At 54.5% G+C, this 19,253-nt stretch carries 17 protein-coding genes and 2 pseudogenes; 11 read left to right on the forward strand and 8 right to left on the reverse strand.

Annotation, left to right across the window (positions count from 1 at the left end; translation table 11 throughout):
- Positions 1 to 158 precede the first annotated feature (158 nt).
- From V8L70_RS21165 to V8L70_RS21175, 3 genes are all read right to left on the reverse strand, one after another.
- Entirely contained in the window at positions 159 to 1,601 is a 1,443-nt protein-coding gene (locus tag V8L70_RS21165) for an NAD(P)(+) transhydrogenase (Re/Si-specific) subunit beta (protein WP_336270545.1), read from the reverse strand.
- A gap of 16 nt (positions 1,602 to 1,617) precedes the next feature.
- Positions 1,618 to 3,189 carry a Re/Si-specific NAD(P)(+) transhydrogenase subunit alpha gene (locus V8L70_RS21170; protein WP_336270546.1) on the reverse strand — a complete coding sequence of 524 codons (1,572 nt, stop codon included), beginning with the start codon at positions 3,187 to 3,189 and terminating at the stop codon, positions 1,618 to 1,620.
- A 185-nt stretch (positions 3,190 to 3,374) separates the two neighbouring features.
- On the reverse strand, positions 3,375 to 4,298 hold the full coding sequence (locus tag V8L70_RS21175; RefSeq protein ID WP_336270547.1) for a LysR family transcriptional regulator: 924 nt from the start codon (positions 4,296 to 4,298) through the stop codon (positions 3,375 to 3,377).
- Between the two features lie 165 nt (positions 4,299 to 4,463).
- Between V8L70_RS21175 and speB the strand changes: the two genes are divergently transcribed.
- A complete protein-coding gene (speB, locus tag V8L70_RS21180) occupies positions 4,464 to 5,366 on the forward strand; it encodes an agmatinase (RefSeq protein WP_336270549.1) in 903 nt (300 codons plus the stop codon).
- A 59-nt stretch (positions 5,367 to 5,425) separates the two neighbouring features.
- Here speB and V8L70_RS21185 read toward each other — a convergent pair whose 3' ends face one another.
- Positions 5,426 to 6,700 carry an O-acetylhomoserine aminocarboxypropyltransferase/cysteine synthase family protein gene (locus V8L70_RS21185; protein ID WP_041159026.1) on the reverse strand — a complete coding sequence of 425 codons (1,275 nt, stop codon included), beginning with the start codon at positions 6,698 to 6,700 and terminating at the stop codon, positions 5,426 to 5,428.
- A 326-nt stretch (positions 6,701 to 7,026) separates the two neighbouring features.
- Here V8L70_RS21185 and V8L70_RS21190 point away from each other — a divergent pair, with 326 nt between their 5' ends.
- The 3 genes from V8L70_RS21190 to V8L70_RS21200 all read left to right on the forward strand — a co-directional run bounded on the left by V8L70_RS21190 (position 7,027) and on the right by V8L70_RS21200 (position 9,153).
- Entirely contained in the window at positions 7,027 to 8,019 is a 993-nt protein-coding gene (locus V8L70_RS21190; protein ID WP_101146439.1) for a HipA domain-containing protein, read from the forward strand.
- A gap of 1 nt (position 8,020) precedes the next feature.
- Complete coding sequence (locus tag V8L70_RS21195; RefSeq protein WP_101146438.1) at positions 8,021 to 8,761, forward strand: HIRAN domain-containing protein; 741 nt, start codon at positions 8,021 to 8,023, stop codon at positions 8,759 to 8,761.
- A 260-nt stretch (positions 8,762 to 9,021) separates the two neighbouring features.
- On the forward strand, positions 9,022 to 9,153 hold the full coding sequence (locus tag V8L70_RS21200; RefSeq protein WP_336270548.1) for a hypothetical protein: 132 nt from the start codon (positions 9,022 to 9,024) through the stop codon (positions 9,151 to 9,153).
- Here V8L70_RS21200 and V8L70_RS21205 read toward each other — a convergent pair.
- Complete coding sequence (locus tag V8L70_RS21205; protein ID WP_022521500.1) at positions 9,150 to 9,791, reverse strand: hypothetical protein; 642 nt, start codon at positions 9,789 to 9,791, stop codon at positions 9,150 to 9,152. The genes V8L70_RS21200 and V8L70_RS21205 overlap by 4 nt on opposite strands.
- A gap of 295 nt (positions 9,792 to 10,086) precedes the next feature.
- A complete protein-coding gene (locus V8L70_RS21210; protein WP_022521499.1) occupies positions 10,087 to 11,484 on the reverse strand; it encodes an aminotransferase-like domain-containing protein in 1,398 nt (465 codons plus the stop codon).
- Between the two features lie 359 nt (positions 11,485 to 11,843).
- On the opposite strand from V8L70_RS21210, the gene V8L70_RS21215 reads away from it, so the two are divergent.
- The 7 genes from V8L70_RS21215 to V8L70_RS21245 are packed head-to-tail and all read left to right on the forward strand — an operon-like array spanning position 11,844 to position 17,672.
- Positions 11,844 to 12,326: an MSMEG_0572/Sll0783 family nitrogen starvation response protein gene (locus tag V8L70_RS21215; RefSeq protein WP_101146437.1), complete on the forward strand. Its 483-nt coding sequence runs from the start codon at positions 11,844 to 11,846 to the stop codon at positions 12,324 to 12,326.
- Between the two features lie 14 nt (positions 12,327 to 12,340).
- On the forward strand, positions 12,341 to 13,333 hold the full coding sequence (locus tag V8L70_RS21220; protein WP_232774858.1) for a Nit6803 family nitrilase: 993 nt from the start codon (positions 12,341 to 12,343) through the stop codon (positions 13,331 to 13,333).
- Positions 13,326 to 14,420, forward strand: coding sequence for an MSMEG_0568 family radical SAM protein (locus V8L70_RS21225; protein WP_035581372.1), 1,095 nt, complete (start codon positions 13,326 to 13,328; stop codon positions 14,418 to 14,420). The genes V8L70_RS21220 and V8L70_RS21225 overlap by 8 nt, the downstream gene beginning before the upstream one ends.
- A gap of 33 nt (positions 14,421 to 14,453) precedes the next feature.
- Positions 14,454 to 15,062, forward strand: coding sequence for an MSMEG_0567/Sll0786 family nitrogen starvation N-acetyltransferase (locus V8L70_RS21230; protein ID WP_101146436.1), 609 nt, complete (start codon positions 14,454 to 14,456; stop codon positions 15,060 to 15,062).
- Positions 15,059 to 16,060, forward strand: coding sequence for a sll0787 family AIR synthase-like protein (locus tag V8L70_RS21235; RefSeq protein WP_101146435.1), 1,002 nt, complete (start codon positions 15,059 to 15,061; stop codon positions 16,058 to 16,060). Before V8L70_RS21230 ends, V8L70_RS21235 begins: the two co-directional genes overlap by 4 nt.
- Positions 16,061 to 16,062: 2 nt before the next feature.
- Complete coding sequence (locus V8L70_RS21240; protein ID WP_022521493.1) at positions 16,063 to 16,347, forward strand: MSMEG_0570 family nitrogen starvation response protein; 285 nt, start codon at positions 16,063 to 16,065, stop codon at positions 16,345 to 16,347.
- Between the two features lie 41 nt (positions 16,348 to 16,388).
- Positions 16,389 to 17,672, forward strand: coding sequence for an MSMEG_0569 family flavin-dependent oxidoreductase (locus tag V8L70_RS21245; RefSeq protein WP_101146434.1), 1,284 nt, complete (start codon positions 16,389 to 16,391; stop codon positions 17,670 to 17,672).
- A gap of 61 nt (positions 17,673 to 17,733) precedes the next feature.
- Here V8L70_RS21245 and V8L70_RS21250 read toward each other — a convergent pair.
- Both V8L70_RS21250 and V8L70_RS21255 read right to left on the reverse strand, forming a co-directional pair.
- Positions 17,734 to 19,101 (reverse strand): annotated as a pseudogene (locus V8L70_RS21250) (L-serine ammonia-lyase); the annotation flags it as partial.
- A 38-nt stretch (positions 19,102 to 19,139) separates the two neighbouring features.
- Positions 19,140 to 19,253 (reverse strand): annotated as a pseudogene (locus tag V8L70_RS21255) (IS30 family transposase); the annotation flags it as partial.

Raw genomic sequence — 19,253 nt, forward strand, 5'->3', positions numbered from 1 at the left:
ATAACCCTCTTGTCCTTCTGTGTAGCGCTGTACGACTAATAGCTTGAACGCTTCCTTATACTTCGCCATGAAAAACACCCCAATCGCTGGATGAGTGTCCAACTTTTGGGGTGCAGTTCATCTCTCGCGGGCTCAGTACCGAATGGTTAGGCCTAGACCTAATCAATCAGCGGCAGCAGCGTATTCAAGCTATCCCGGGCATCGCCGTAGAACATGCGCGTGTTCTCTTTGAAGAACAGCGGGTTCTCGATACCGGAGTAGCCGGTGCCCTGGCCACGTTTGCTGACAAACACCTGCTTGGCCTCCCACACCTTCAATACCGGCATACCGGCGATGGGGCTATTGGGATCTTCTTCGGCCGCAGGGTTCACGATGTCGTTGGAGCCAATCACGATCACCACGTCGGTGGTGGCGAAATCGTCATTGATTTCATCCATCTCCAGCACGATGTCGTAAGGTACCTTGGCCTCCGCCAGCAGCACGTTCATGTGCCCTGGCAAGCGGCCCGCGACCGGGTGGATACCGAAGCGCACGGTCTTGCCCGCTGCACGCAGTTTACGCACCAAATCGCTCACCGCCGTTTGCGCCTGGGCCACGGCCATACCGTAGCCCGGTACGATGATCACGCTGTCGGCATCGTTCAGGGCGCTTGCTACGCCACCGGCGTCAATCGCCACCTGCTCGCCTTCGATCTCCGCCGCAGGCCCTTGGCTGCCACCAAAGCCGCCCAAAATGACGTTGATAAAGTTGCGGTTCATCGCCTTACACATAATGTAAGAGAGAATCGCACCGGAGGAGCCCACCAGCGCGCCAGTCACAATCAGCAGGTCGTTGGAGAGCGTGAAACCGATAGCGGCCGCCGCCCAGCCGGAGTAGCTGTTGAGCATTGAAACGACCACCGGCATATCGGCGCCGCCAATGCCCATGATCAGGTGGTAGCCGATAAAGAAGGCCAGCGCAGCCAGCACAATCAGCGTCCAGAAGCCCGCACCGTTCAGGTAGAGAATTGCCAGCAGCAGCGACAGTACCGCCGCCCCGGCATTCAGCATATGCCCACCGGGCAACTGGCGGGGTTTACCGTCGACCTTGCCAGCCAGCTTACCAAAGGCAATCACCGAGCCGGTAAACGTCACCGCGCCAATAAAGATGCCTAACACCACCTCGACTTGCAGGAACATCAGTTCGTCGGGGGCTTTGGTGGCGACCAGCGCGGCGAAGGCGGAGAACTGATCCAACGATGCCTCGGCGGCACGCGCCGCCATCACCCGGCGGCGCTCTAAATCCGCGCTCCAGGCCACCAATACCGCCGCCAAGCCCACAAAGCTGTGGAGTGCGGCCACCAGCTGAGGCATTTCGGTCATCTCGACCTTGCCCGCCACGTAGGCGCCAATACCAGCGCCAATCAGCATCATCGGGATCAGCCACCAGTAACCGCCAATGCCTGGGCCGAGAGCAGTGAAGAACACCGCCACCGCCATGCCCACGATGCCATACCATACGGCCCGCTTGGCTTTCTCCTGGTTACTCAAGCCGCCCAGCGACAGAATAAACAACACACTTGCCGCAATTGCCGCGGCAGATACGAATCCTTGCTCTAACATATCGTCTCTCCGCCGCTTAGGATTTTTGGAACATGGCCAGCATCCGGCGTGTCACCAGGAAGCCACCCACGATATTGATTGATGCGATCAGTACTGAAATCGCCGCCAGCACGCTCACCACTGCGCTGCCGGAGCCAATCTGTAGAATCGCCCCCAAAATAATGATGCCCGAGATCGCATTGGTCACCGCCATTAGCGGCGTATGCAGCGAGTGGCTCACTTTCCAAATCACCTGGAAGCCGATAAAGCAGGCTAGTACAAAGACAATGAAGTGCTGCATAAACGAGGCTGGCGCTACTTGACCCAGCAACAGCATCAGTACGCCGCCAACAGCCAATAGGCTCACTTGACGCTTGGTTTGCGCTTTGAAGGCGGCTAGCTCAGCGGCCTTTTTCTCTTCCGGCGTGGGCTCTTTCTCTTTCTTCTTGGGTTTTGAGGCGCCAATCGCTTTCACTTTGGGCGGCGGCGGCGGGAAGGTGATTTCGCCCTGATGCGTCACCGTGGCGCCACGAATCACGTCATCTTCCATATTATGGTTGATTACGCCGTCTTTCTCGGGCGTCAGATCGGTCAACATATGGCGGATATTGGTGGCGTAGAGCAGCGATGATTGCGTTGCCATGCGGGAAGGAAAATCGGTGTAGCCGATGACTACGACGCCGTTATCCGAGACCACGCGTTCATCAGGCTTGGTCAGGTCGCAGTTACCGCCTTTCTCAGCGGCCAGATCAATAATCACCGAGCCCGGCTTCATCGCCGCGACCATATCTTCCAGCCACAGCTTGGGCGCAGGTTTGCCGGGAATCAGCGCGGTGGTAATCACGATATCCACGTCCGGCGCCTGCTCGCGGAAGCACGCAAGCTGCTTTTCGCGAAACTCCGGGCTTGAGGGCGAGGCGTAGCCACCGCTTTCAGAACCGTCCTGGCTATCCTCGAAATCGAGGAACAGGAATTCGGCGCCCATGGATTCAATCTGCTCGGAGACCTCGGGGCGAACGTCAAAGGCGCGTACGACGGCACCCAGGCTGGTAGCCGTACCGATGGCCGCCAAACCGGCCACACCGGCACCAATCACCAGCACTTTGGCCGGCGGCACTTTACCCGCCGCGGTTACCTGGCCGGTGAAGAAGCGGCCAAAGTTATTGCCCGCCTCGATCACCGCGCGGTAACCGGCGATGTTGGCCATGGAGGAGAGCGCATCCATCTTCTGCGCCCGTGAAATCCGCGGCACCATATCCATGGCGATCACGGTGGCGCCCTGGGCCTTGCACTTCTCCAGCAGCGCTTCGTTTTGCCCGGGCCAGAAGAAGGCAATCAGCGTTTGACCTTCACGCAGCCGCTCGGCCTCTTCATTCGAGGGCTCGCGGACTTTAATGACCACCTCAGCGTCGCGCCAGAGCGCGTCAGCCCCGTCCACCACGGTAACGCCAGCATCGCGATAAGTGTCGTCATTAAAGCCCGCGGCCAAGCCAGCGCCGCTTTCCACTAAGCACTCGTGGCCTAGCTTCTGAATCTGTTTGGCGCTCTCAGGGGTCAGCGCGACACGCGCTTCCCCCCGGGCACTCTCCTTCGGTGCACCTATTTTCACTCGCGTTCTCCCATTATTGATAGTTCTGCCCCGCCACTACCCAGCTGGGCGCGACACTATAACGACGTCATTCATAACGCCTTTTAGCAGTCTAGGATCTAACGGGGTGACTGCCAGATACTATTCAACCTTTGATACAACAGCGTTGTTTAATTACAACATAGGTAGTGTGCATGATGGCTAACCTAACGTCTAAACTCGTTAGCAAACTCAGTAAGCACTTGATAGAGCCACACGTTAGCAGGATCGTTGGCATACAGCCCATGCTGAATCAGGGTCATTTTCAACGATGGTAGCTCCTTGGGTGGCTCCACCAAGCGCACCGGCAGCATGGTCACAAAGCGCTCCGCCATTTGCCGCGGCAGCGTCATGATCGCTTCAGTCAGCGCCACTACGCGGGCCGCCGCAATGTAGTTAAGGTTTTTAGAGATCACCCGCCGGGTTAAGCCGTGCTGCGCTAAACAGCTATCAATGTTGCTGGGCAGCAGGCCGCTGATATCAGCCAGTTCCACATGGGGCTCTCGGGCAAACTGCGCAATTTCCAGTGCCTCGCCTACGCGCTCGTTATGGCTAGCGGCTAGGCAGACCAGTTCCTCGTCCATCCACGGAGTCTGAATCACGCCGCTGGGTAGCACACTTTGGCTATCCAGCCCGACGACCATATCCACTTGGCGCTGCTCTAACCCCTCGCTCAAGACCTCCTGAGTAATGAGCTCAATGGAAAAACTGATACCCGGCGCATAGGCCAGCAGTTGACTAAGAAACGTCGGGTACATCACTTCTTCAAAATAGTCCGTCGTCGCCAGCGTAAAACGGCGAGTGCTATTAGCGGGTGAAAACAGCGCAGGCGGCGCCAAGCCTTCCCGCAACAGCGCCAGCGCCTGCTGTACGACTGGCTGCAGCGCCTGTGCCCGTGGGGTGGGTTGCATGCCCTTTTCGGTACGAATAAACAGCGGGTCATCCAGTGACTCACGCAGGCGTTTTAGCGAATGGCTCAAGGCTGGCTGGCTCAAATAAAGTCGTTCAGCCGCGCGCGTAACGTGGCGTTCACGCATGAGCGCCTCGAATACCAACAGCAGGTTTAAATCAAATTGGCGGAGCGAACGCATAACGACTCACTATTGATAGGACGAATGATTTCATTCTAAACATTCATTTTATTCATCGCTAAAAATTCCTTATCGTCGCGCTTCTTTGTAGCCAACACCCCTGCGCCAGCCGCACTTTTACTGCACGCTGATAGGAGAACACTCTAGGTGAACCAATCGCAGATCATGCCCAGCCTGTTTGGTGATGTTATCTCCACGTTTATGGGCGTGCCCAAAGCCACTGACCCGCACGCGACGGATGCCGAGGTCGTGGTGAGCGGTGTGCCCTTTGATCTGGCTTGTTCTGGCCGTGCAGGTACTCGCATGGGGCCGAATGCTATTCGTCAAAGTACCGCTAACTTGATCTGGGAAGGCAAACGCTGGCCCTGGGATTTTGCCTTGGAAGAGCGCCTCAAGGTGTGTGATTCAGGCAACGTGGATTACGCCTACGGCGAGCCTGAAAGTTTGGTCGATAATCTGGAAAATCATGCCCAGCACTGGCTAAGTGCGGGCAAAAAAATGCTCACCCTGGGCGGCGACCATTACATTAGCCTGCCGCTACTGCGCGCTCATGCACGCGTGCACGGGCCGCTGGCACTGATTCACTTTGACGCCCACACCGACACCTACGAACAAGGCACGCGCTTCGACCATGGCACCATTTTCCATCACGCCCTCAAAGAGGGCCTGGTCGTGCCCGAGCACTCGCTGCAAATTGGTATTCGCACCAGCTACGACCGCCACAATCACCCTTATGAAGTGCTGGATGCGGACTGGGTCAACGACCACGGTGCCGCCGCTGTACTGGAGCGTATTCGCGCCAAAGTGGGTCACCACCCTGCTTATGTCAGCCTGGACATTGATGGCCTGGACCCCGCCTACGCCCCTGGCACAGGCACCCCGGTCTGCGGAGGCATGTCTACCGACCTGATGCTGAAAGTCATTCGCGGCATGGTGGGCATGGAATTGGTTGGCATGGACGTGGTGGAAGTCAATCCTGCCTACGATCACGGCGACATTACGTCGCTCGCTGCTGCGACGTTAGGGCTTGAGTTTTTATATACGTTGGCGGCGTCTAAAGGCGTTTGATAGTTAGCCCCCGCCGTCTCTTGGCTTTTATGGCATTGAGATGGCGGGGGCGAAACAGACTACCCTTGAGAGGCCGCCAGCGCTTGATCAATATCCGCCAGCAGATCGTCGATATGCTCGATGCCGATCGATAGGCGCACCATATCCGGCGTGACGCCAGCGGCTTTTAGTTCCTGCTCGTTGAGTTGGCGGTGCGTGGTAGAGGCGGGAATAGAAGAACAGCTTTTGGCATCGCCGATATTCACCAAGCGAAGAATCAGCGCCAGCGCATCGTAGAAGCGCTCACCAGCGGCCTGCCCACCTTCAATGCCAAAACTAAGAATCCCCGAGGCATGGCCGTTCATATAACGCTGGGCCAGCGCATGATCCGGATGGTTTTCCAAGCCAGCATAATGCACCCAGGTGACTAATGGATGGCTTTCCAGATGCTTGGCAACCGCTAAGGCATTGGCACAGATACGCTCGATGCGTAGCGACAGCGTTTCCAACCCCTGCAGCAGGTTCCAGGCTGCTTGAGCAGAAAGCGCCGCGCCCATATTACGTAGCGGAACCACCCGGGCGCGGGCAATAAAGGCCGCATCGCCCACATCACGGGTATAGCTCACACCGTGGTACGAGACATCAGGCTCGTTGAGTAGCGGAAAGCGGCTGGCATTCTCGGCCCAGGGAAAGGTGCCCGAATCAACAATCACACCGCCCACCGTGGTGCCGTGGCCGCCGATATATTTAGTCGCCGAGTGGACAACGATATCCGCCCCGTGCTCAATCGGCCGACATAAGAACGGCGTCGCCGTGGTGTTATCGACAATCACCGGCACTCCATGACGATGCGCCGCTTCAGCGAGCTTTGTTAGGTCGACCACGCCACCCGAGGGGTTACCAATGCTTTCGCAGAAAACCGCTTTGGTACGCTCATCGATCAGCGCTTCGATGCCATCAATATCGTCTTTGTCGGCAAAACGCACCTGAATGCCTTGGCGCGGCAAGGTGTGGGCAAACAGGTTGTAGGTACCGCCATACAGCTCGCTGATCGAGACAATGTTATCGCCCGCTTCAGCAATGGTCTGGATCGCATAGGTGATCGCTGCCATTCCCGATGCCACCGCTAGCCCAGCGATACCGCCTTCCAACGCGGCTACCCGCTGCTCCAACACGGCGCAGGTCGGGTTCATAATGCGCGAGTAAATGTTTCCTTCGACTTTAAGATCAAAAAGATCCGCCGCGTGCTGCGCGTTATCGAATGAAAACGACGTGGTTTGATGAATTGGCACCGCCACGGCGTTTTGTGAATCAGGCGAATAGCCATGGTGAAGAGCAATGGTTTCTGGCTTCATGAGAACGGCTCGCTATTTTGTTATTGAGATCCGCTAGTGATCCTAAACAAGCACTGAAGGGAAGGCCAATAATCGTTTAGCCTTCCGAGCCAACGTCATGCTTAACAGTGAAGGCGCTCACCCATGCCACTCGCTGCGCGCCACTGCGTCATGGGCGTGGAGCCTTTTGGTATCGATGCACCATAGCCATGCCGTGCCTCAGGGTATTTCATGGCTGTACATTATGTGTTTAGTTTAGGATTAAAAGTATCGTGGCTCGCTGGATTGATCTGCAATACGAGAAGCGACGGGAGGACTTTGTTATTTCTAGGTAGGTAGATATCACCATGATTAATCGTGAAGGCATTCATCAGCGACCAGACCAAGTGATTGATATCACGGGTTGGGGTGTTCACCAAGATTATGAAGTCTTTCCAGTAGGCGCTCGCGATAAAACACTCCGCGTCTGTCCTGACCCAGCTCCTTATGATTTTTGTATGCCTGGGCACCGCTATTTATTTAAAGAAGCTATCAAAAGCGCGAAAAACTCTGATAAGCCTCGCTACCCTGACCAATACTGGTCTGAGGTGATCGCTTTTCATATTGGCAGATTAATGGGTCTTACGCTCCCTCCCGTTTTTGTTGCCATTGATTCCTCTAGAAACGAACCAGGTACAGTAAACGAATGGTTCATTGGTTATGCTGATAGCGAGGAAGATCGCTACTTTCCTGGCGGGGATTACTTGCAACGGCGTATTGCAGAGTACGATAGGGAGAAGGGGAAACAGCACAATTTAACAACCATTATCGAACTAAGCCGTGTGTTAGAGAGAGGCGGATGGCTTGCTCATGATTGGCGACAGTACTGGGGGCTTTGCCTATGTTTCGATGCGCTAATCGGCAATACTGACCGCCATCAGGAGAACTGGGGGCTGATTTGGGGAGAAAATGATCCAACGGCCCGCTACACACCTTATTTTGATAATGGCACCAGCCTCGGGCACGAGTTGCAGCCCCAGAAAATGCAGCGCATGATGCGCGACCATAACGAATTCAATGCCTACCTTAAAAGAGGGCAGCACCACATGCGCTGGGCCAAAGGCGACAAAAAGCGCCTGCCGCTTATTCAGGGCGTTACTCAGTATTGTCAGCAATTCCCTGCTATTCGACCAATACTGATAGAACGCTTACAACGTTGGTGCGATGATGACCTTAGAGACATCCTGAATGACTTAACTTACTTTGACATCCCACATCCCATTACGCAACAACGTGCTGACTTCATAGCGTTTTTGACTCTGACAAGGAGAGAGCGCCTGTTACAGGCTCTGGAGAACTGATATGCCCCGCTTAATCGAACACTTGGTAGAACCACACCGGCTGCTGCTTTATTGGCAGGCACGCGAGAGCAAAATGCGCTCTCGCCACCTAGTGGGTGAACTGTTCAAGCGGGACGATAAAGTGGTTCTGGTGTATGACCTAGACAGTCCAGAGCTGGCAGAAGCCAAACGCTTAGGCTTTCGAGGCTACCCGGCGTTTCCTATGAGGCAAGCCGAGCACAATCATCAGGTGCTGGAGGCTTTCACTCGCCGCTTGCCGCCACGCAGTCGTCGTGATTTTGGGCGTTATCTGGAACTACGCGCTATCCCAGAGGATGCCAACATTAGCGACTTCGCTTTACTGGGTTACAGTGGCGCCAAGCTACCCAATGACGGTTTTGAACTTGTTCACCCTTTCGACAATCCACCTGAAGCCTTCGAGGTATTAATCGAAATAGCAGGCTTTCGGCACGAATCACAGCTTGAGATAACAGATTTACAGGTAGGCAGCAGCGTTCAATTTGTCCCCGAACCTGAGAACCCTGTGGATGCTGATGCTATCCGCATCGAAAGCGCTGGGTGCACACTGGGCTATGTCCCGAGAGGGAACCTCGACATGCTGCACCGAATGTTAAAAGAAGGCGCGATCCTCGAAGGGGAAGTATTTCGCACCAACGGGACATCAGAACGCCCGCTTGTCTATATTCTGACGCGTCTTTTAAGAGGTGACCTACCCTTTCAAGCGCTAAAAATGCAAGCTTAGACCCATTGATGTTGAATACTCCATTATCTAGAGCTCTCCCTTGCCGCTTGCGCTTTGTATAGAGCAAGTAGGCCAGAAACAGCTCCCCCTCAATCACCAATTCCACTCAGTGCGCGCCACCGCGTCATGAGCAGAGTGGGCGCAGGGGCACACAGCCGATGCGCTGCTGCGAGGTAATGGTCACCTGACCCGACGAGAGCCTTACCGCACCGATCAGCATTTTCAGTGAGCCCCAATTCAATCCGAAGATGGTCAATAACGTGTTTGGCGATACGTCTGCTTATATCGGCGTCATGGATCCCTTGGGCGTGGGTCTGACGCTGGATGCTGGCCTTTACGATGCGTTGCTGGAACAACTGGCTAATGAGATTGCGCGCTGCACTGACGGCTAAACAGCTTTTTTCTTAAACAGCTTGCCGAGTTGATAGAGGTCGTGCATATATCTATCAAACTTCGTAATAAGCAGTGACGCAAAGATAAAGGCATAAATCAGCAGCATTACTGCCATGGGGTCGTTTAACCAAGCCAGCCAAGGTGTCGAGACTGGATAACCCAGCGTATAAACACTCATGGCAGCCAGTAGCTGAACCAAGAAACAGTTCAAAATAACCAGTGTAATCAACGCTGCGCGTATATTGGTACGCGGCAGCGTTGTTTTCCAAAACGGCAAGTGACGCACTTTTACGCTGTTTACATTCGCACTGCTATCGCCGTTAAAACACAACCGCGCTTTACGCCGCAACAAAGGAATCGCGTAGACGCCTTTTTCCTCTTCAGCAAAAGCCTTCAGTGCGATATCCCGATCGAGATTAGGGCTCAAGGCATTGGCTGCCGCTTGATCAAAGTCTGGCCGGGCATGGGTTTGCGTGGCGGTTTTGGCTTGGTCAGAAAGCGCTTGTAAGTGGCTTTTATCAGCCTTCGACAACTTTTTATCGTTGCCGACGTTGATGTTGTAATGAATTTCATACACCTGATACAGAGCTGCGGTCACGCCCACAAAGATCATCAAAAAGACAATATATATCAACATATTAACGGGCACCTCCTAAACAAAACCGAACCAGCTAGGCGATAAATAGCTTTGTTAGCGTTCAAACTAACTTAAGGACTATGCCTATGCACAGCTGACAAGTACAGGCTCAGAAAGCCTCAAAAAAGCCGGATCAGACGACGGATCGCAACCGTGGTAGTGCTCCACAGTGTGCATTAAAATAAGGAGATAAGAACCCCTAGCCACTTATCGCCGAAGATAATGGGCGTTAAACTGCTTTTACTATTCGTCTGGCTAATCAATACCAAACCGTCACGAGGACAGTTGACCAAGGTTACATCGTCAGAGATGACAGATAGGCAGGCTGGTCGATGATATCCGCCACATAATGCAGCCTTTCCTCCCAGTCCTCTCTTGTCAGTTGACCACCGAAGCACAAGCGCAGAGCTTCAGGGGGATGGTTGTCGGTACTAAAAGCAGCGCTGGCAACCGCACTAACGCCATGTGAACGTAATTGCACCGCCAGCTCTGAAGGGTTCCAGCCAGAGTGCTTGGGCAGCTTGAGCCATAGGTGGAAAGCACCTTTGGCAGACACGATGCGCTGACGTCCCAGAATCTTCTCGGCTATTTCAAGGCGGGCAATGGCCTCGATACGGATCGCTTTAAGCATGGCATCTGCCGTCCCATCGGTTATCCACTCAGTGACCAGGGCGTCAATCAGCGGGCTGGACATCACCGAGGTGGCTCGAAGCGCCCCAGCGGTTCTCTGCGCCTGTCGCTTGGTGGGGGCGTGTAGAAATCCTGATCGCAAACCGGGGCCAAAACACTTGGCAGTCCCCGTCAGATAGTAAGTGAGCTCAGGGGCCAAGTTAGCAATAGGGACGATCTTCTCTTCGCTGAGCATGGTGTAAGCATCATCTTCAATAATCGGGATGCTATAGCGCAAGGCAACATCGGCCAAAGCTTCACGACGCCCCAAGGGAATAGTCGTCGTCGTGGGGTTTTGGATGGTGGGATTAATGTACAAAACGGCCACTTGACCCTGCTTACAGATATCCTCGAAGGAGCGAACAAGAGGGCCATCGGAGTCACGCTCCAATGAATGCAGGGTCAGCCCGAGCTGGGCCGCAATAGCCTTTAGGCCAGGGTAGACCAGGCTTTCGACACAAATTAGCTGACCTGGGGCTACCAACTGCATCAGTAGCCCAACCAGGCCGCTGTGAATACCGGGGCATATCAAGACCTGTTCCAGTGTCGTGTTGTCCAGCCGCCGATCCAGCCATTGGAGCGCAGCCACACGGTCATGATGGCTGCCACCAAAGGTTTGATAACGCAGCAGTGAGTAAAGATCACGCTGGGCCAACACCGAGATAGCGCTATCGCGTACTCGTTCAATCAACGTCGGTATCGCGGGCTCAATCATTAGGTTCATGGTCATCTCATAACCACTGCTCGGCTTCACTGACACTGCCTTACCTTTAATAAAAGTGCCCGAGCCCGGATGCGAGTCAATCAAGCCTCGCAGCTTAGCTTCGTTATAGGCACGCGCCGCCGTCGTGTAATTGATACTCAAAGCCCCCGCCAGTTCTCTCAGCGGGGGCAGTCGCTCGCGGGGCTGCAGCCGACCACTACCGATATCTTCAGCAATCAATTCAGCGACCAGACGATAAGCTGGCTGGCTGACCTCCTTGTCTAAACGTTTTCGCCAGCGTTCCAGCTCAGATGTATGCATATCTTCCCCGTCGTTAAATAAACATTGTTACCTACCCTTCTTATCGCCCAAAACTTATCACTGATGGACTAAAGATTGCACAAATAAAAAATTGATTGCATATGTACTTAATGGTGCAAAACATACTTTTAGTGCACAAATAAGGTGAAAAACACAGTTTTTTTGAAACATTAGCCTTTTATTATTTTTTTATCCTAAAAATTTGGTCAATTTTTAGGCTTAGAGCGACCTACATGATCGACAATTGATTGGATCAATAATCATATCAATTGGCACGTCGATTGCTCCGTATTGATCGTACCGCTTGTGTAAGCACGGCGGTTAACGACTCTCCCACTCGCAATAAACGGAGCTTAGACATGCCTACAGTGACGCAACCACTCAACAAGAAAGGCGATTTTCTGGTCGACTACGAAGAGAAGGTTTTTGAAGACGTAAAAGCGAAACCAGGCGAAAAAGCCCTGGTAACTTTTCATACGGTTGCCTTTGAGGGGTCGATCGGCTTCGTGAATATGCTGCAGGCAACGCGTTTGCTGCGTAAAGGCTTTGAAACCTCCATCTTACTGTATGGCCCTGGCGTCACTTTGGGTGTCCAGCGTGGCTTCCCGACCCTGGGCGATGAAGCGTTTCCCGGTCACATGAATTTCAACAATCAGTTGACCAAGTTTATGGCCGAGGGAGGCAAGGTCTACTCCTGCCGCTTTGCTCTTCAAGCACTCTATGGTCATGGCGAACCGTCACTCATTGAGGGCATCCGCGCGATCAATCCACTGGATGTGCTTGACCTCAAGCTGCTTCACGTGCGCGACGATGCACTGATCATCGATACCTGGACGGTCTAAGGGGAGCAGCGGTCATGGCACAAGCAAACATGACAGGAACGACCATAGTGCGGGCCGCTGCCGCTCAGCTTTCTCCCGATCTTGAGAGTGTTGGCGGCACGCTGGTCAAGGTACTGGATGCAATCGACGAAGCGGCCAGCAAGGGGGCTGAGCTGATCGTGTTCCCCGAAACCTTCGTTCCCTACTATCCGTACTTTTCATTTGTCTACCCCGCCGTGGCCTGTGGCGCCGAGCACTTACGGCTGTATGAACAGGCCGTGGTGGTACCAGGCCCGATCACTGATGCTGTCGCTGAGCGCGCTCGCACCCTGAGCATCGTCGTCGTGCTTGGCGTTAATGAGCGTGATCATGGCACCCTCTACAATACTCAACTGATCTTTGATAGCGACGGGCGTCTGTTGCTGAAACGCCGAAAGCTCACGCCGACCTACCACGAACGCATGATTTGGGGCCAGGGCGATGCCTCGGGCTTGAAGGTAGTGGATAGCGCCGTGGGCCGTGTTGGCGCCCTGGCCTGCTGGGAGCACTACAATCCGTTGGCACGTTATGCCCTGATGACCCAGCACGAGCAGATCCACTGCAGCCAGTTTCCTGGCTCGCTGGTCGGCCCAGTCTTTGCGGATCAAATTGAGGTAACCATCCGTCATCACGCCCTTGAAGCGGGCTGTTTCGTGGTTAACGCCACCGGCTGGCTAACCGACTCCCAAATCGAATCCATTACCCCCGACACCACGCTACAACGTGCTCTGCGTGATGGCTGTAACACCGCCATTATCTCGCCAGAAGGTAAGCACTTGGCCGAGCCGCTGAGCAAAGGAGAAGGCATCGTTATTGCCGACCTGGATTTCGCCCTGATTACCAAGCGTAAGCGAATGATGGATTCGGTGGGCCACTATGCGCGCCCTGAACTGTTGAGCTTAGCCATTAACGATATGCCCGCCCACTGCTGCCAGCCACTGGCCACTTCCGCTCAGGGCCATAATGCCCAAGGAGATGAAGATGAGTAAGCTCGCCGATCGCTCACGCTTGTTCACCGAACTTCAAACCCATGGCGTACGCCTGCAGGATGCATCACAAGAGCATGTCAGCCGACGGGGCGGCGCTGGCCCTTCTGACCATCAGGCAATAACCATCGATGGAATCACTATGATGGTGCCCGTCTATACCCAGTCGGCATGGCGTTCACCGTTTAGCGTAGTGTCAGGTGATGAAGGACATAGGCTGACTGAAAACACGATTCCTATGGCCGATATTACCTTTGCAGATACGCCCCACTTCTACGACCTGCAAACCGCTGACGGCGTCCCCTACACGCATATCGCCACCTTGCATAGCCGCGATGTACTGGCCACGACGGTACTGCAAACATGCATCCGCTATGAGAGCAGGCGCAAAGCCTGCAAATTCTGCTCGATTGGTCAATCACTCCAAGCCGGGCGCACCATTGCGCATAAGTCCCCAGACCAACTGGCCGAGGTGGCTAAGGCCGCTGTCGAGCTCGACGGTGTCAAACATATGGTCATGACTACCGGAACGCCAGCCACGTCTGACCGAGGAGCCAGCGTCCTTTGCGAAAGTGCCAGAGCCATCAAAGCGGCCGTGGATCTTCCGCTGCAAGGGCAGTGCGAACCACCGAAGGATCCCGTTTGGTATGCCCGCATGAAGGAAGCTGGCATTGACAGCCTGGGCATGCATCTCGAAGTGGTCACACCTTCGCTAAGAAAAACGCTAATGCCAGGCAAGGCCGAGGTTGGCATCGAAGAGTATATGCAGGCGTTTCGCGATGCTGTTGACGTCTTTGGCCGCGGGCAAGTCAGCACTTATATTCTTGCCGGGCTCGGGGATACCCGCGAGGCCATTCTGGAAACCTGCCAACACCTAATCGAAATCGGCGTTTATCCCTTTGTAGTGCCGTTCGTGCCGATTAACGGCACGCCATTAGAAGACCATAAGCCGCCCAGCGCCGACTTTATGGAGTCGATCCTGGCGCCGTTGGGCAGACGTCTCAAGCTCGCAGCGTTGCGCTCTAGCGATATCAAAGCGGGCTGCGGGCGTTGCGGTGCCTGTTCAACGTTGTCTGAGTACGAGCGCTAACAGCACGCGAAACGCTTAATAGAGGAGTGCCCGATGATGTCAACATCCGACGCCTATTCGGCCTATTCCAACTACCGGATCAAGTGGGCGAGCCTGCCTTGGGAAACCGATGAAGCAATGGCATTGCGGCGGCGCGTTTTCTGCGATGAGCAGGCAATATTTGATCAGGACGACCGAGATGCCATCGATGACTCAGCCCACCTACTCGTCGCTTTAGGGTGCACAGGAGGATGGTATGAGCAAGTGGTGGGGACAGTGCGTATTCACGAATCAGAACCTGGACTCTGGCATGGTTCGCGTCTTGCTGTTGACCCAGCCTTCCGCGCCCAAGGCCGCCTAGGCTCCACGCTGATTCGGCTGGCCGTCTCCAGCGCTCATGCATTGGGCTGCCAACGCTTTTTGGCCCGGGTACAGGCCCAGAATGAGGCTCTTTTTCAACAGTTGCACTGGCGAAGCATTGGAGAGGAATTAATCCTTGATCGACCTCATGTCGTCATGGAGGCCGACCTTACCCACTACCCCCCTTGCCACTCTCCTCTTAGCGGCTTTGTTGTGCCTGGGCGTCAACGCCAACCTCTCGCTGAGCTGGCGCCTGGGCTGCTTAAGATCCTTTCAGCCCCCGCACTGAGACAAGCATCATGAGCCAAAAGCAACGACTCGACCTAACAGAACTGCTCCAGAAAGTGCACGATTATAGTGGTCTTGCCCATAAGGCCGATATCGCGCGGATCGCTCCCAACCTGACAGCACTGCCCGATGGCTGGCATCCCAACGGAGACGATACCGCGGCCATTCCCAGCGGCGAAGGCTACACACTGTTGGCGATGGAAGGGCTACTTACCGCCTTCGTCGCCGAGGATCCTTGGTTTGCTGGCTGGTGTTCGGTGATGGTTAACGTCAGTGATATCGCCGCAATGGGCGGGCGGCCCCAGGCAATCGTCAATGCTCTATGGAGCCATGACCCAGAAAGCGCTGAACTAATTGCCAAAGGCATGCGTGAGGCTGCCGACACCTTCCGCATTCCCATCGTCGGTGGCCACACCAACCTGCGCTCCAATCAGCCGCAATTGGCGGTCGGCATCCTGGGTCGAGCCCAATGCCTGCTGAGCAGTTTTGCGGCGCGGCCTGGGCAATTATTAGTGGCGGCTATCGACCTGCGCGGCGCCTATCAAGCGCCCTATCTGAATTGGAACGCGGCCACAACGGCGCCCGCTGAGCGTTTGCGTGACGACATCGAACTGCTTCCCTGTATTGCTGAAGCGGGCTTGGCTATCGCAGCCAAAGATATCAGCCAGGCCGGTCTCCTCGGTACCACCTTAATGCTCATGGAGAGCGCTGATGTAGGCGTGAGCATTAACCTTGACGCCACCCCGAAACCCGAGAGAGTCACTTGGCAGGACTGGCTTTGCACCTTTCCTAGCTTCGGTTACCTGCTCACCACGGATCATGAACACCTCCCCATGCTGCTGGAGCGCTTCCATGCCCGTGGCATCGCCGCCGCGCAGATCGGCGAGATCGTTTCCTCACCGCAGCTCTGGGTAGAAACCGACAATGATCGCCAGTTGTTCCATGACCTTTCAACGACTCCATTAACCGGACTGAGTCGTCCCCAAATGCCCATTCCCCAACAGGAGCTTTGAGCATGCCAGCCATACACTTCCACGTTCGCTGGCCAGACGGCAGCGAAGACCAGTGTTACTCACCCTCCACCGTTTTAAAGGAGTACTTCCAGGTCGGCGAGCGTCTCAGCGTCGATGCTTTTGTGGAACGCGCCGACATAGCCCTAGAGGCGGCCAGCCAGCGCGTCGAACAAAAATTCGGCTTCTTCTGCTCCAGTGCCATGGATCAGTCGACGGCTATCAAGGCCAAAGCCCAGCAGTTTGGCAATAATCCGCAGGACATGGTCGAAATTATCCGCATCGACTAGCACATCAAACATCTCATCAATCGTTGCAAAGAGAGAGCGATATGAAAGACCTACGTAAGCACTATTCTGCCATTATCATCGGTGGCGGTCAGGCGGGGCTATCCGTCAGCCACTACCTTCAACAACAGGCAATCGACCATCTCGTTATAGAGAAACACAGCTTAATGCATAGCTGGCAGACAGCGCGTTGGGATTCATTCACCTTAGTGACGCCGAATTGGCAGTGCCAGCTACCCGATCACCCCTACGACGGAGATGACCCTAAAGGCTTTATGCAACGAGACGACATCGTCGCTTACCTTGACCGCTTTGCCGCCAAGGTTCAGCCTCCCGCCCTCGAAGGCGTTGCCGTTAATCGCGTCAGTCTGAATAGCAACGGGAAGTACGCAGTGAAGAGTTCCGCGGGTGAGTTTAGCGCGGATCAGATCGTGGTGGCCTCCGGCGGTTATCATCTCCCTATCATTCCACGTATGGCAGAGCGATTGCCCGATCGGTTGTTCCAGCTACATTCCGCGGAATACCGAAGCCCTGAACAGTTACCCGAGGGGGCGGTGTTGGTGGTGGGCTCCGGCCAATCTGGCGCCCAGATTGCCGAAGACCTGCACATTGCTGGGCGAAAAGTCTTCCTCGCCACTGGTGATGCCCCGCGCGTGGCGCGTCAATATCGCGGCAAAGATGTTGTCGAATGGCTTGATGAAATGGGCTACTACGAGATGTCGGTCGATCAGCACCCATTACGTGAGGGAGTAAGAGATAACACCAACCACTATGTCACAGGACGTGACGGGGGCCGGGAGATCGACCTGCGCAAGTTCGCTCTCGAAGGTATGGAGCTATTCGGGCTATTAGAAGAGTACCGCAATGGGGACTTTATCTTTCGCGATAATTTGCAAGCCAACCTCGATCATGCCGACAGTGTTTACTGCAACATAAACCAGCGAATTGATGCCTATATCGCCTCCCAGGGTATCGAGGCCCCACCAGCGTCCGAGTACACGCCATGCTGGGAACCGAACCAAGAGCGTTCCGAGCTAAATCTGGTCGACGCAGGGATTAGCGCCGTTATCTGGTGCATCGGCTTTCGCCCTGACTTTCACTGGCTTGATGCTTCGGTATTCAATGGTCAGGGCCATCCCATACACAAACGCGGTGTCACCCAACAGCCCGGCCTCTACTTTATTGGCCTGCCATGGCTGCATACCTGGGGCTCTGGAAGGTTCTCTGGCGTGGCGGCTGACGCTGAGTACTTGGTTGAACGCATCAAAGCTTATCAGCGACAACAGGATACGGCGTTGCAGCCGCTCGCGGAGCAAGCGTCCGCCTGACGCGATTCATACTAGGCATTGGGTTACTATCAGAGTGTTGCTGCATCGTTACTAGGGCTTGTTAACACTCAATGGCATTAACGGCTAACCCACCTTTGGATGTTTCTTTGTATTTATCCAACATGTCTCTCCCTGTATCGCGCATGGTACGAATGACTTTATCCAACGATATAAAGTGAGTGCCATCGCCGCGTAATGCCATCTGAGCGGCATTGATCGCCTTTACCGTTGCGATGGCGTTGCGCTCGATACAAGGAATCTGAACTAATCCACCCACAGGATCGCAGGTTAATCCTAAATTGTGTTCCAACCCAATTTCTGCTGCGTGCTCTACTTGTTCCGGCGTTCCTCCCATCACATCAGCTAAACCGGCTGCCGCCATGGCACATGCCGACCCGACCTCCCCTTGGCAGCCCACTTCGGCGCCAGAAATAGAAGCATTTTTCTTGCAGAGAATGCCAATGGCGCCAGCCGCCAACAGAAAATCCACTACATTTTTCTCGCAGGCGTTGGGCTGAAACTTCATATAATAGTGTAAGACGGCGGGAATAATGCCCGCGGCGCCGTTGGTGGGCGCCGTGACCATGCGCCCGCCCGCGGCGTTTTCTTCGTTGACGGCGAGGGCAAAGATATTCACCCATTCCATCGCAGAAAACGTCGAGGCGATCAGGCAATCATTCTGCTCTGCCGCTTGAAGGCGTTGGTGAAGCAACTTGGCCCGTCGTTTGACGTTCAAGCCACCAGGCAATACCCCTTCATGGGCCAATCCATTGTCAATGCATTCACACATGACTTGCCAGATACGCCACAGCTCGTTTCTAACCTCCTCCTCTGTCCGCCAAACCTTCTCATTTTCCAGCATCAATCGGCTGACGCTTAGCTGCTCCTTTTTACATAGCGCTAAGAGCTCATCGGCGGTGTCAAAGTTGTACGGAATAATAGCCCCATCCAAATCGTCTAGCGGCATATCCACTTGGGCTTGCTCTACTACAAAACCACCACCCACCGAATAATAGGTGTTCTCATACAATAATTGGCGTTGAGGCGTAAACGCAGCCAGCCTCATGGCATTGGGGTGATGAGGCAAACACTCTTCATGAAAATAAATATCGCTATCCCACGTAAAAGTTACTTCTTTTTGTCGACCCAGATTTAACCGCCTACTCTCTTTTAGCGATTTTATGGATGGCTCAATCAGCGTGGGATCAATCGTGTCAGGACGTTCTCCCATCAGCCCCATAATGATCGCATGATCGGTGGCATGCCCAACCCCTGTCGCTGATAGCGAACCATAAAGATGAACCTCAAGATGTTCCACATCATTAAGCAGGTTGTTTTCGCGCAGCGCGTTTACATACTTAAAAGCTGCCTGCATAGGCCCCACGGTGTGTGAACTGGAGGGGCCCACTCCAATCTTAAAAAGGTCGAAGTGTAGTGGTCAAGTAAAACTGGCCACCGGTCCTGGATTCAACTAATAAGTGCAGCACCTGCGGTTTCTAGTGCTCCTGAGTATTCACCTAAGAACACCTGGGCTGGGGTTCGGTATCCCAGCCGCTTTCTTGGTCTATCGTTTAGCTTATT

The organism is Vreelandella arctica, assembly GCF_037070215.1.
Taxonomy (GTDB): domain Bacteria; phylum Pseudomonadota; class Gammaproteobacteria; order Pseudomonadales; family Halomonadaceae; genus Vreelandella; species Vreelandella arctica.